This window comes from Chrysiogenia bacterium (assembly GCA_020434085.1).
Lineage (GTDB): Bacteria > JAGRBM01 > JAGRBM01 > JAGRBM01 > JAGRBM01 > JAGRBM01.
Genome location: JAGRBM010000528.1, coordinates 1 through 13,249 on the forward strand (window position 1 = coordinate 1; position 13,249 = coordinate 13,249).

Annotated in this window: 13 protein-coding genes; 8 read left to right on the forward strand and 5 right to left on the reverse strand. The window is 62.9% G+C overall.

The window, feature by feature from the left end:
* Window positions 1-831: 831 nt before the first annotated feature.
* The 3 genes from KDH09_17665 (at window position 832) to KDH09_17675 (ending at window position 4,290) form a co-directional block, all read left to right on the forward strand.
* Window positions 832-3,609, forward strand: a complete 2,778-nt coding sequence (locus tag KDH09_17665; protein MCB0221530.1) for a vitamin B12-dependent ribonucleotide reductase — start codon at window positions 832-834, stop codon at window positions 3,607-3,609.
* A gap of 53 nt (window positions 3,610-3,662) precedes the next feature.
* Window positions 3,663-3,887 carry a hypothetical protein gene (locus KDH09_17670; protein ID MCB0221531.1) on the forward strand — a complete coding sequence of 75 codons (225 nt, stop codon included), beginning with the start codon at window positions 3,663-3,665 and terminating at the stop codon, window positions 3,885-3,887.
* Between the two features lie 121 nt (window positions 3,888-4,008).
* Window positions 4,009-4,290 (forward strand): hypothetical protein, encoded by a 282-nt coding sequence (locus KDH09_17675; GenBank protein MCB0221532.1) that lies wholly within the window; start codon window positions 4,009-4,011, stop codon window positions 4,288-4,290.
* A gap of 60 nt (window positions 4,291-4,350) precedes the next feature.
* On the opposite strand, the gene egtD is transcribed toward KDH09_17675, so the two are convergent.
* Together egtD and egtB are read right to left on the reverse strand one after the other, a co-directional pair.
* The gene (gene egtD, locus KDH09_17680) at window positions 4,351-5,322 is read right to left on the reverse strand and encodes an L-histidine N(alpha)-methyltransferase (protein MCB0221533.1); all 972 of its coding nucleotides are present in this window, start codon (window positions 5,320-5,322) and stop codon (window positions 4,351-4,353) included.
* Between the two features lie 33 nt (window positions 5,323-5,355).
* The gene (gene egtB, locus KDH09_17685) at window positions 5,356-6,657 is read right to left on the reverse strand and encodes an ergothioneine biosynthesis protein EgtB (protein ID MCB0221534.1); all 1,302 of its coding nucleotides are present in this window, start codon (window positions 6,655-6,657) and stop codon (window positions 5,356-5,358) included.
* Window positions 6,658-6,937: 280 nt separating this feature from the next.
* On the opposite strand from egtB, the gene KDH09_17690 reads away from it, so the two are divergent.
* From KDH09_17690 to KDH09_17710, 5 genes are all read left to right on the forward strand, one after another.
* A complete protein-coding gene (locus tag KDH09_17690; protein ID MCB0221535.1) occupies window positions 6,938-7,186 on the forward strand; it encodes a hypothetical protein in 249 nt (82 codons plus the stop codon).
* 18 nt (window positions 7,187-7,204) lie between these two features.
* Window positions 7,205-7,570, forward strand: coding sequence for a response regulator (locus KDH09_17695; GenBank protein MCB0221536.1), 366 nt, complete (start codon window positions 7,205-7,207; stop codon window positions 7,568-7,570).
* Between the two features lie 42 nt (window positions 7,571-7,612).
* Entirely contained in the window at window positions 7,613-7,990 is a 378-nt protein-coding gene (locus KDH09_17700; protein ID MCB0221537.1) for a response regulator, read from the forward strand.
* 118 nt (window positions 7,991-8,108) lie between these two features.
* Window positions 8,109-10,232: a hypothetical protein gene (locus tag KDH09_17705; GenBank protein ID MCB0221538.1), complete on the forward strand. Its 2,124-nt coding sequence runs from the start codon at window positions 8,109-8,111 to the stop codon at window positions 10,230-10,232.
* A gap of 82 nt (window positions 10,233-10,314) precedes the next feature.
* On the forward strand, window positions 10,315-11,736 hold the full coding sequence (locus tag KDH09_17710; GenBank protein ID MCB0221539.1) for a sigma-54-dependent Fis family transcriptional regulator: 1,422 nt from the start codon (window positions 10,315-10,317) through the stop codon (window positions 11,734-11,736).
* A 12-nt stretch (window positions 11,737-11,748) separates the two neighbouring features.
* On the opposite strand, the gene KDH09_17715 is transcribed toward KDH09_17710, so the two are convergent.
* The 3 genes from KDH09_17715 to KDH09_17725 all read right to left on the reverse strand — a co-directional run.
* Window positions 11,749-12,075, reverse strand: coding sequence for a zf-HC2 domain-containing protein (locus KDH09_17715; GenBank protein ID MCB0221540.1), 327 nt, complete (start codon window positions 12,073-12,075; stop codon window positions 11,749-11,751).
* Window positions 12,072-12,695 carry a sigma-70 family RNA polymerase sigma factor gene (locus KDH09_17720; GenBank protein ID MCB0221541.1) on the reverse strand — a complete coding sequence of 208 codons (624 nt, stop codon included), beginning with the start codon at window positions 12,693-12,695 and terminating at the stop codon, window positions 12,072-12,074. Before KDH09_17720 ends, KDH09_17715 begins: the two co-directional genes overlap by 4 nt.
* A partial coding sequence (locus KDH09_17725; protein ID MCB0221542.1) for a competence/damage-inducible protein A occupies window positions 12,692-13,249 on the reverse strand: 558 nt, incomplete at its 5' end. The genes KDH09_17720 and KDH09_17725, both read right to left, overlap by 4 nt.

Sequence of the window (13,249 nt, forward strand, 5' to 3'; positions counted from 1 at the left end):
CAGCGTCCCAAAAATAAACGAACCAACGATCAAAGAGACGTATGTGAATAACGTCTGGATAATCTTTGGGGATAAGTCGGTGGATTTCTCACTCACGCGGATGGGTGCCTCGTTCGCCTTGCGGCCGTCCTTGTATTGCCCCACGTGGAGGGCCCAGGCAAGAAGAATTCCTGGACCAGATCGTACAGTCGCCGGCGCCAAATTCCGTACCGCAATCACGTACTTACCCACTTCCATAAGAGAGTTGGCCAAACTGTCACGGCCGCGAAGCGAAAAAGGCGGGGCAAATGACATATGTGACTTAACGCACATGTATGGCAACATATGGTCGTAACCCCTTGAAACTTATCCACTTTTCCTGACAGGGAATCCACAGGAAGCGGTACATGTTGTGGGCAGGTGACTCACGTACCACTACATCTTGTGGTTTTATGGGTTGACATGTCGGCTCGGGGTGGGATAAACCGGGAACCCTCACGGCATGAGCGCCGGGGGCTTTCAGGGGGGAGGCAGTTCAGTCGAGCTGCCCGGTCCGGCGACGGATTTCCCACTTGAGCAGAGGCAAAAGCCCCAAAGGTTCGGAGCCGTCTCCAGGAACCCGCCGCAAGGCATTTTCTGGAGATCAGGTCCCCGAGACTTCGGTTTCGTATTGCCGTGATTGGGAAGCGGGCGCCCCCGGTGGCGCCGGGTTTGTGAGAGGGCAGAGTCGACCAGCCGCCTGGGGCGGCACAGGAAGTGAGTAGAGGGGAAGCAATGGCTACGCGCAAGTCTCGGAAGACCAAGGGAAATCCTGCTAAAATGACCAAGGCACAGCCGGAGGCGAAGAAGCCCATGGGCCAGGTCAGTGGAAAATCGACAACGAAGAAGCGCCGCAAGAGCGCCCGCGCGGTCAAGGCCGACGCCGGTCTGACCTTCGCGCGCCGCAACACCGTTGCGGGCGAGGACGTCTGGAGCCAGGTGCACTGGGAGACGCGCGACTGCTCGATCGGTGATGCCTCGGGCAACATGGTCTTCGAACAGAAAGGCGTGGAGGTCCCCTCCTCCTGGTCGATGACCGCCACCAACGTGGTCGTCTCGAAATACTTCCGTGGCAACGTGGGCACGCCCGAGCGCGAGACCTCCGTTCGCCAGCTCATCTCCCGCGTGGCCGACACCATCGTCGACTGGGGCATTGCCGACGGTTACTTCAAGACCGACGAAGATGCCGAGATCTATCGCGCAGAGCTCATCCACCTGCTGCTCCATCAGAAGATGAGCTTCAACTCGCCGGTGTGGTTCAACGTGGGCGCCGAAAAGCACCCGCAGTGCTCGGCCTGCTTCATCAATTCCGTCGAAGATTCCATGGGCGCGATTCTCGATCTGGCCAAGACCGAGGGCATGCTCTTCAAATACGGCTCGGGCGCGGGCTCGAATCTCTCGAGCATCCGCTCCTCGAAGGAACCCCTTCAGGGCGGCGGCACCGCTTCGGGCCCCGTCTCTTTTATGAAGGGCTTCGATTCCTTTGCGGGCGTCATCAAGTCGGGCGGCAAGACCCGCCGCGCGGCCAAGATGGTCATCCTCAATGCCGATCACCCCGACATCATGGAGTTCGTCAAGAGCAAGGCCACCGAAGAGAAGAAGGCCTGGGCGCTCATCGACGCGGGCTACGACGGCGGCTTCAACGTCCCCGGCGGCGCCTATGACTCCATTTTCTTCCAGAATGCCAACCACTCGGTGCGTGTGACCGACTCGTTCATGCACGCCGTCGTCAACGATCAGGAATGGTTCACCAAGGCCGTCCGCACCGGCGAGGTCATGGACAAGTACAAAGCCCGCGAGCTCATGCACGAGATCACCGACTCGGCGTGGATCTGCGGCGACCCGGGCATGCAGTACGACACCACCATCAACAAGTGGCACACCTGCAAGGAAACTGCGCGCATCAACGCGTCCAATCCCTGCTCGGAGTACATGTTCCTCGACGATACCGCCTGCAACCTGGCTTCGCTCAACCTGATGAAGTTCCGCACCGAAGACGGTGAGTTCGACGTCGAAGCCTTCGAGCACGCCTGCCGCATCACGATTACCGCGCAGGAAATGGTGGTTGATCGCTCGTCCTACCCGACGCCCGCGATCACCAAGAACTCCCACGAGTTCCGTCCGCTGGGCATGGGCTACGCCAACCTTGGCGCCCTGCTCATGGCCCGCGGTCTTCCCTACGACTCCGACGAGGGCCGCGCCTACGCCGCCGCCATCACGGCGATCATGCACGGCGCCGGTTACCTGCAGTCCTCCCTCATCGCCGGTGAAAAGAGCCCGTTCGCGGGGTACGCCAAGAATGAGAAGAGCATGATGGGCGTGATGCACATGCACCGTGACGCGGCCTATCAGCTCGACGACGACTTGGTGCCCGCGCCGATGATCGAAGCCGCCCGCCGCATCTGGGACGATACCGTCGACCTGGGTGAGGAGAACGGCTTCCGCAACGCGCAGGCCACCGTGCTGGCGCCCACGGGCACCATCGGTTTCATGATGGATTGCGACACCACCGGCGTGGAGCCCGACATCGCGCTGGTGAAATACAAGAAGCTCGTCGGTGGCGGCCTGCTCAAGATCGTGAACCAGACCGTGCCCCAGGCGCTCGAAAAACTCGGCTACACCCACGAGGAAATCGATGACATCACCGATTACATCGACAAGAACGACACGATCGAGGGCGCGCCGAACCTCAAGGACGAGCACCTGCCCGTCTTCGACTGTGCCTTCAAGCCGGCCAACGGCCTGCGCTCGATCGACTGGCGCGGCCACATCAAGATGATGGGCGCTGTGCAGCCCTTCCTCTCGGGCGCCATCTCCAAGACGGTGAACATGCCCTCGCACTCGACCCAGGACGACATCGCCGAGGCCTACATCATGGGCTGGAAGCTCGGCCTGAAGGCCCTGGCGGTCTACCGCGACGGTTGCAAGCGCACCCAGCCGCTCAACACGTCCATGGACAAGAAGAAGGAAGAGAAGGCAGAGGCCACCTACGGCGTGCGCCGCCGCCTTCCCGACGAGCGCGCCGCCCGCACCCACAAGTTCTCGGTCGCGGGCCACGAAGGCTACGTCAGTGTGGGCCTCTACGACGACGGCACCCCGGGCGAGATCTTCATCAAGATGAGCAAGGAAGGCTCCACCGTCTCGGGCCTCATGGATTCCTTCGCGATGTCGGTATCGCTGGGCCTGCAGCACGGCGTGCCGCTCCAGACGCTGGTGGAGAAGTTCTCCCACACGCGCTTTGAACCCTCGGGCATGACCGACAATCCCGACATTCGCTTTGCCAAGAGCGTGATGGACTACATCTTCCGCTGGATGGACCTGAAGTTCCTCAAGGGCAAGGGCGCGGGCACGCAGACCGCCGAAGAGCGCATCGCCGCGCTGGCCGCTGCCGAGGAAACACCTGTCCCCGACACCCAGGGCAACCTGCCGCTCTTGCAGGTGGTTGAGGGAAGCGGTCAGAAGATCGAGTCGAAGACCGGCTTCCAGAACCAGACTGACGCGCCGCCGTGCCACGTGTGCGGAACGATCATGTATCGCTCGGGCGCGTGCTATAAATGTGCGAACTGCGGAGCGACCAGCGGCTGTAGTTGATTTCTTTTCCTGAACGCCTCGAAGGGCCGATCGAATCCGGGGGGGAAGAGATTGTGGCGCTGCTGGAGCTGGATGTGGTAGAAAGTCAGGTGGACGGAGAAGTGGGATACCACTTTCACCTGACGACGCGGGAAGGGGAGGCGGCAACAGTCGTCTACCGAAGCGACGAGCATGCTGGTGAACTCAACATCACCGCCGTCGGCTACCCCAACCCGCACCTTGCGAGAGCGATGGCAAATTCCATCCGATCGCAACTGACACGGGGACCTACCGCCTAGCGGCGTGGTGTTCATGGCAATGGGCACGGATGCGAAAGCATCCGTGCTCTTTTTTTGTGGGCAGTGCGCGCGAGGCAGGTAGGCTTGACCAACAGGGTCCCGCTCACGCAGGCTTGGGGACATGCCGCCTTTTCACTCCATTCACATGGCCGCGCCGGCCCGCGTGCGCGAAATCAGCGGCGGCGCCCAGTTGCTGGGGGCGCTGCCCAGCCAGAAGAGCGTGCTCGCAGTGGGGCAGGTGCTTGAGAACCACCGGATCACCCTGGCGCCCGGCGCCAGAGTCCTGCTGGAAGTGGAAGGGGGCGAGCAGCTACCCCTGGAAGCCCCGGCGGATGAGCCCCGGACCTATTTCCTGCACGTGCTCGACCCCGAGCGCATCCATCAGAACATCGCAATGAAATAGGGGGCTTCGCCCCGTTTCTTCATCCGGCGCGCAGGGGCGAGGTAAATCTCGCCCTTCTGCTCAGCGCGCCACCAGATACTGGACGCTGAAGCGCCCGGCGCTGTCGGTCCAGACCTGCTCGACCTCGAATCCCGCGCGGCCCGCCATGGCGGCAAAGCGCGGGAGGTCGTATTTGTAGGAATACTCGGTGCAGATGCTCTCGCCGGCGGCAAAATGGATGCTCTTTCCGGCAAGCCGGACGTGCTGGTCGCGCAGACTGCGCAGGTGCATCTCGATCCGGCTCATCTCGTCGTTGAAAATTGCCTGGTGAGCAAAGCCACCCGGATCGAAATCGGCGCCGAGCTCGCGGTTGATACGCTCAAGCAGATTGAGATTGAACGCCGCCGTCACGCCGCGCGCGTCGTTGTAGGCGGCCTCGAGAACTTGCGGGTCTTTTCGCAGGTCCACGCCGATGATCAGGCCGCCGCCGCTGCCGCAGGTTTGCGCAATGTGGCGCAGGAACTGCTCGGCCGCCGGCGCCTCGAAGTTGCCGATGGTCGAACCCGGAAAAAATGCCACCGAGCGCGCGGGCGCCGGCTTGGGCCGGGGCAGGGCGAAGGGCGTGGTGTAGTCGGTGCACACGGGCAGCACGCGGATGTGCGGGAAATCGCCGGCCAGCGTGCGGGCGGTCTCTTCGAGCTGCTCGCGTGAGATGTCGACGGGCACGTAGCCCGCGGGCGCCTCCAGGTGTTCGAGCAGGTAGCGGGTCTTGCGGCCGCTGCCGCTTCCGTATTCCACCAGCAGCGCATTGGGACCGATCAGCGCGCCCATTTCCGCCGCGCGCGCCTCCATCACCTCCAGGTCCGCGTCGGTGAGGTAGTATTCCTCGACGGTGCAGATCTCTTCGAAGAGCGCGGCACCGCGATCATCGTAAAAATACTTGCAGGGCAGGGTCTTCTGCGGGCGTGAGAGCCCCTCCATCACTTCGCCCAGAAACTCCTCGCGCTCGGGGGCGACGTCATGGACTTCGATCTTTGCGGCTGCAACGGACATGGGGGCTCCCTTCGGATCAGCAGTTGAAAAAGCTCAGCGCGCATTGCGCGCCAGGCGAATTCCCGAGAACTGCCAGCGTGCGTCTGCGGAAAAGAAATTCCGGTAGGTGGCGCGAATGTGGCCGCCGGGCGTGGCGCAGGATCCGCCGCGCAGCACCCACTGATCGCACATGAATTTGCCGTTGTATTCGCCCAGCGCGCCCCCTGCGGGGCGGTAGCCGGGGTAGGCAACGTAGGGGCTGGCCGTCCATTCCCATACGTCGCCAAAGAGCTGCTGGAGTCCCTCGCCGGCCGGGCAGGGCGAGGGGGCGTAGCGCGCCGAGTCCGCAAAATTCCCGGTGACTGGAAGCTCCGCGGCGGCCACTTCCCACTCGTCCTCTCGTGCCAGACGCGCGCCCGCCCAGCGGGCATACGCGTCGGCCTCGTAGTAGCTCACATGGCAGACCGGCTCGGCGGGATTGAGCTTTCGAAACCCGGCCAGCGTGTAGTGCCACCACTTTCCATCGCGTTGCTCCCAGTAGAGCGGCGCATTCCAGCGCGTTTCCTGAATCTTTGCCCAGCCATTGGAGAGCCACAGCTCGGGGCGCGCGTAGCCTTTGTCCTCGATGAAGGCGATGAACTCGCCGTTGCTCACCGGGCGGCTCGCCAGGTCGAAGGCTTCCTGAAAGACGCGGTGGCGCGGGGCCTCGTTGTCGAAATGGAAGCCGGCGCCGCGGTAACCGATCTCCCGGATTCCCTCGGGGAAGGCCTGCCACGAGAGCGGCGCCGGATCACGCGGCGCGCATTCCTCGCGCGGGGTGTAGACCGGGCGCAGGGGATTCTGGGCGAAGGCGTGCTTGAGATCCGTGAGCATCAGCTCCTGATGCTGCTGCTCATGGTGCAGGCCGATCTCGGCAATGCGGCAAATTTCGGCTGCGTGCTCCGGCGGGGGCGCATTGAGCAGGGTCGCTACTTGCTCATCGACCCGCGCGCGCCACGCGCGGATTTCGGCGACTGTGGGACGACTCAGCAGGCCGCGCCTGGGACGCGGATACTGCTCTCCCACGGCGTTGTAGTAGGAGTTGAACAGATACTCGTAATTCGGATCGGGGCTCGTGTAATCGCGCGCAAAGGGCTTGAGAAGGAAGGTCTCGAAGAACCAGGTGGTGTGCGCCAGGTGCCAGCGCACGGGGCTGGCATCGGGCATGCTCTGGAGGACGTAGTCCTCGGTTTCGAGCGGTTCGCAGAGCTTGAGGCTCTGCGAGCGCACGTCCATGAAGGCCCCCGCACTCGACGGGATCTCTGCCGCCGCGTCGCTCTGCTGCGTCGGCTTGGAGCCTGGATTGGTCGAGACCATGTATTCCCTATATTCGCCGCAATCGGGCGACCGCAAACCGCACGGGTCACAATCTGGCGACTCTGCCCGTCGATGCTGCGCTCTGGACTTGCTTGTTTTGGATGCCCCACTGCCTGCGGGGGTTTCACAAAATCAGCCTGAGGCGGGTCCCAGAACTCCCTGAGGGGCCGATTCCCCGCGTCGAGCGCGGGTTGTGTCCCCGCGGGGGGCTCCCTATACTACGCGCCGCTGGCACTGCCGCCTCGTGGGGGCAGCGCAATGCACCTTGAGGAGAGTTTCGATGCCTTCACCCAGGAACAACCCGCCGGTCATCCAGGCGCTCATTCAGGCCACCGAGCTGGCCCACAACGCCGAAGAATTCGGGATGCGCCTCGATGCGCTGGCAGCCGACTACGAAAAAGCCGGACAGGCCAACGACTTCGAATACTGCCTGCTCCACTGGTTGCGCAGCGGCGATCTGCCGGGCATTGAATACCGTGACGAGATCGCCCGTCGCCTGGGTCGCGTTGAGCCCCGCGACTACGCCTGAGCGGGTCTCCATTTTCACATGCGCATTCTGGTAGTTGACGACGATGCCACGCTGGTTTCGCTGCTCAAGCGCTACTTCCAGATGAAATATTCGACCGAGGCGTCCATTGAGACTGCACTCAACGGCAAGGACGCGCTCGAGATTTTCGACCGTTTCGAACCCGAGCTGGTGATCCTTGATCACATGATGCCCAAAATGGACGGAATGCACGTTCTGGACGAAATGCGCAAGCGTCCCAATGGCAAGAACGTGAAGATCCTGATCTACTCGGCCTTCGATCTGCGACGCGAGGCAGGGGCCCACGGGGCCAATGCATTCATGCAGAAACCGGCTACGGTAGACCAGATGCAGGCAGCAATTGACCGTATGCTCGCTGGCAAGTAATTTTCCTGCCTGTTAAGGGCAATTTTAGGGGGAGGCCGCGCCATGGCGGACGCGAAAAAGAAGATCCTGATCGTGGAGGATCATGCGACGATTCGCCTGCTGTTCCGGCGAATTCTGGAGCGGCGCCCCGACGTCGACGTTCAGGCCACCAGCACCGGTGAGCTTGCCGAGAAGATCGTCGCCGGTGAGCCCATGGCCATGATCATCATGGACTACCACCTGCCCCGCCAGGACGGTGTCGAGACCGTCCAGCACATCCGCCAGCTCGAGAACGGCAAGGACACGATCATCATCATGTGCTCGGCCTTCGACATTCAGCAGAAGGCCATCGAGGCCGGCTGCAACGAATTCCTTCGCAAACCCGTTACCATCGAGATGATCGAAACCACCGTGACCCGCTTCCTGGGCGCGCCTGCCTGATTCGGCTGTCTTCACTCTGCCGCGAAGTGCGTAAGCGGCTTCGCGCTTTCCCCAGTCATTTCAGTCATCTTGGCTTTGCGCCGATGAAGCGCTCTGTGGCAAACTGAGTGCAGGCGCTATGGAATTTTCAGCACATGCATCACTGATCGCGGCCGGGCTCTGCTCGGCATTGGCCGTTGCAGTGATCGTCCGGCGACAGCAGCACCCCACGCACCGCGCCTTCCTGCTCTTTACCGTGGCGCTGGCCGCGTGGAACCTGGGCTATTTTGCCTACCTGCTGACCTGGCGGCCGCTCGTGCTGCGCTATCTGCTTTTCTCGTCCTTCTGGATTCCGCCGGCGGCGATTCACCTGATGCGGCGCTTTTTCTACGAGGAAGCCCCCGCACTGGCCGAGGCCCGGAAGATCTCGCTGGTGGCGAGCATCGGGCTCTGCATCTTCGCGCTCATTCTGCCCAACAAACCCATGCCGGTCCTGGGGGCCGGGGCGCTCAACGTCCTGATCTTTTTCTCCCAGATCTACCTGAGCGCCACGATCCTCTACTGCGCCTACATGCTCCATCGCCAGTGCGACCTGGAGACCCGCGCGGTGCAGAAGATCCGCATCCGGTATCTGCGAAACGGCATGATCGTGGTCGTCGCCGCGTTGCTGGCCGAGGCCCTGTGGGTGAAGCTTGGGATCAGCTTCGACAAGCCGCGCATCACGGCCATTGCGCTCACCTGCTACCTCTACTTCGTCTACCTCTCGATTCTCGACTACCGCCTGCTGGAAATGCAGGAGATCCTGGGTCGCACGGTACTGCTCGGCATCGCGGGCGGCATCCTATCAGTGCTGCATGTCGTGCTGGTCAAGCTCTCGGGTGACTCGCTGGCCGCCGGGGTGCTCTACATCTTCATTGCCTCGCTGGCCCTGCTGGTGCTCTACCGGCCGGTGCGCGGGTATCTCGAGCGAAAGATCGAGAGCGTTTTCTTCGGCAACACCTACGAGATCAAGGAAATCGCCCAAATCCTCGGCCAGCGCATGCTCAAGACCCACCGCCCCGAAGAGCTGATCGAGCTCATGCTCAAGGAATTCTCGCGCCTGATGCGCGTGACCGACGTGTGCGCCTACATCTGGAACCACCGGCTGGGAAAATACGTCTTTGCCGGCGCGCGCGGCTCGCAGATTGCGGAGCTGCCGGACACGTTGAGCGCCGACCCGATCATCACCGCGCTCTCCGAGCGCGGGGCGCCGCTCATCCGTGACGACCTGGAATCCCTGGCCGAACGCGACATCGGTGCCGACAAGCGCAAGCAGGTGCACGATCTGCTCGCTGCCATGGAAACCCTCAACGTCGAGCTTCTCGTTCCGCTGCTGGGCGCCGAAGGGTGCATCGGCTTCTTCGGGTTCCAGGACGAGCGCGCACTGGAAGGCTATGCCCAGTCAGAGGTGCGTGCCTTTGTGAGCGTGGCGAATACCGCCAGCATCCTTCTGGAAAATTTCCGCGCCAACGAGGAACTCGGTGAGCGCGAGCGCCTTGCCTCCATGGGCGAAATGGCCGCCGGCCTGGCCCACGAAATCCGCAATCCGCTGGGATCGATCAAGGGCGCGGTGCAGTACCTCGAAGACGAGGTCGAAGTCTCGGGCAACGCCCGCGAGTTTTTCGACGTCATCATTGAGGAGACCGACCGCCTCTCCAGCGTTGTAGAAGAGTTTCTCGACTACTCGCGAAAGCCGGTGCTGCGGACCAAGCCCGTGGATCTGAGCGATCTGAGCGCACGCATCCTGCGGCAGATGGAACTCGAAAAGAGCGACCCGGAGGTGAAGATCCACGCCGAGCTCCCCGAGGGGCTCCCGATGGCGCTGGCCGATCCCAACCGAATCAAGCAGGTGCTCATCAACCTGGTGCAGAATGCCGCCTCCGTTTTGAGCGAGGGCGGAAACGTGTGGGTGCGCACCGGTGCCGATCCGGCGGGGGCGTGGGTCTGGTTCTCGGTAACCGACGACGGGCCCGGGATGGACGAAGAGACGCGAAGCCACATCTTCACGCCCTTCTTCACGACCCGCGAACGCGGCAGCGGGCTGGGGCTCTCGATCTGCCACCGAATCATCGAGGGACACGGCGGCAGCATGGACGTGCGCAGCGCCCCCGGTGAGGGCAGTGAGTTCCGCGTGCGCCTGCGGGCGGCGCCCGTGGTGCTGGCGCCGGATGCCGAGGGGGCCGAGGTCATCGCCCATCCCAGCGCGGCTGCACAGAAAGCCTGAAGCGGGCAGGGCCCGGACGTTCGCCTTGGCGGATTTCTGGTCTATTCTGCCCGACACCAAGACCGGTTAGGACACCTGATACATGCCTGATCCACAGGACTACACCCTGCTGCTCGTCGACGACGAGCCCAACCTGCGAAAAGTACTCGGCGCGCTGCTGAGGAAAGAAGGCTACGAAGTGCTCGAAGCCGCCAACGGCGTCGAGGCGCTGGGCGTGCTCGACTCCGAGACGGTGGAAGTCGTCATCAGCGACCTCAAGATGCCCAAGATGGACGGCAACACGCTGCTCAAGGAAGTGCGCCTTCGCTGGCCGGAGCTTCCCTTCGTGATGCTCACGGCGCACGGAACGGTCGATGCCGCAGTGGAAGCGCTCAAGAACGGCGCCCTGGATTTCCTGAGCAAGCCATTCGACAAGGACGAAATCCGCATGGTGGTGGCCAAGGCGCTGCGCACCGTGGACGCGCGTGCCGAATCGCTCACCCCGGGCGGCGAGGCCGTTTGCGCCAGCATCGTGGGCGAGCACCCCAAGGTCCGCGAAGTCTTCCATGTCATCTCGAAGGTCTCGCGCAGCCCCTCGACGGTGCTGCTCACGGGTGAGAGCGGCACGGGCAAGGAACTCGTCGCCCACGCGATCCATGAGAACTCCGACCGCGCCGACAAGCCCTTTGTGAAGATCAACTGCGCGGCCATTCCCTCGACGCTCATCGAGAGCGAACTCTTTGGCTACGAGAAGGGCGCCTTCACCGGCGCCGTGACCAGCAAGCCCGGCCGCTTCGAGCTGGCTGACGGGGGCACGCTCTTTCTCGACGAGATCGGCGAGGTCACGCCCGAGATGCAGGTAAAGCTGCTCCACGTGCTCCAGGACGGCGAGTTCGAGCGGGTGGGGGCTGTTTCATCCACCAAGGTGGACGTGCGACTCATTGCCGCGACGAACCGTGACCTGGCCGCCGCTGCGCGCGAGGGGCGCTTCCGCGAGGATCTCTTCTACCGGCTCAACGTCGTTCCCATTCAGCTTCCGGCGCTTCGCCAGAGGGCCAGCGACATCCCGGCGCTTGTCGAGCACTTCCGCACGCACTTCAACGATCGCCTCGGCCGAAACGTGCAGCGCATTTCCGACGATGCCATGGCCAAGCTCGAAGCCCACAACTGGCCGGGCAATATTCGTGAGCTCGAAAACGTGATGGAGCGCGCAATGCTCTTCTCCGATGGGGAGGTGATCGAAGCGAGCGACCTGCCCGAGCTGCGCACCATGGAAGCCACCGGCGATCTGGCAGAGGACGTTCGCCTCTCCGACGAGGCGGTCGAGCGCGCGGCGCTTCAGGGCAATCTCAAGGATGCGGTGAAGAGCGCCTCGCGCCGGGTGGAAAAGGAAATCATCCTGCGCACCCTGCAGGCGACCAACTGGAACGTTACCCGCACTGCGCGCCAGCTCGGCATTTCACGCAAGGGTCTGCAACTGAAAATGAAGGAACTCGATCTGCGCCGCCAGCAACCGGTGGCATAGGCGGAAGAATCTTTAGTCGTTGTTCTTCTTGAGAGGGATGCCGTGTTTGATGAGGAAGGAGCGGAGGTGCTCTTTCACGCTGCAGGGTAGTTCTTCAGCGCTTTCTTTTCGGGCGGCGACTTTGCCCAGGTCGATGGCCTTCTTGTAGTTCGCCAGAAAATCCACGCACGGCGGACAGAGCTCAAAGTGCTTGTCGAATGCCGCACGGGTCTTCTCATCAAGCTCCCCGTCCACATACAGGTTGAGCAGGTCGACCATCTCCTTACAGGTGGGGATGCGGTCCTCGAATCGTTTCGATAGGTCGTTCATGTCGACGATGTTGTTGTCTTTGTTGCTCATGTCGTTGTCTGAGTGGCGAAGTAATCACCCAGTCGCTTCCTTAAGTATAGCCGGGCCCGGTGCAGACGCGATTTTACCGCCGATACCGAGAGCCCCAGGGCTTCGGCCACTTCCTCGGTGCTCTGGCCCTCCACGTCGCGCAGGACGAAGACCGCGCGGTATTCAGGGGCCAGCCTGGCCACGGCGTCATCGACCTTGCCGAGCGCCTCGTCCGAGAGCAGCCGCTCTTCGGGCAGATTGCCCCAGGCGGGCTCGGGGTCCTCGACGTGGCCGTCCTCGAGATAGCGGGGGAAGGCGTCCTCGAGCGAATCGGTGTTCTTCTTGCGCGAGCGCAGCAGCATGAGCGCCGCGTTGGAGGTCACCCGGTAGATCCACGTCGAGAGCGAGGAGTTGCCCTCGAAGGTATCGATCTTTCGGAAGATCTGCAGGAACACGTTCTGGACCACTTCCTCTGCATCCGCATCGTTGCGGGTCATGCGCCAGGCCAGCCGGTAGATCTTGTCCTGGTAGTCGGCCAAGAGCTGCTCGTAGGCCGCCGAATCGCCGGCTTTGAGGCCCTCCAGCAGCACCTGCTGGGGACCGGCCGTCTCGCTGCCATATGGATGCGTCTTTGTGCTCAAAGGTTTCGCTCGATTTGGGCGACCCGCTCGGTCAGCCAGTCACGCGCCGCGTCGATTTCCTCGCGGCGCTTGCTCCGAAGGACCAGTCTGACCCGCATGGGGCGTGAGTCAATGTCCGGGTAGGATCCGAATGCCACGGCTGGAAAGCGGGTTTCGGCCTCGGCCAGCGTGGCGGCCAGGTGGGATTCGCCCACGTGGGTCTCCAGGTGGTGTTTCAGATAAGGCGTGCCCGAAAGCACGCTCTGCTGGGAGGGGAACATCGCCCGCACCAGCGAGGGAATCCCCGGCAGCACGATCACGCGTCCGGCGCGGAAGGTGGGGATGCGGTTGACCGGGTTGTGGATGAGCTCGGCACCGGCGGGCATCTGCGCCAGAGAAAGACGCACCTCGTTGATGTGCTTGCCGTAGTAGGCGTGCAGCTCCCGTACGGCCTCCGGATGGGATTCAAGCGGCAAGCCGAGCGCTTTGGCCACCGCTGCGCGGGTGATGTCGTCGGGAGTTGCGCCGATGCCGCCGGTGGTAATCACCCAGTCGGCGGCGGCGAGCCCGGCGCG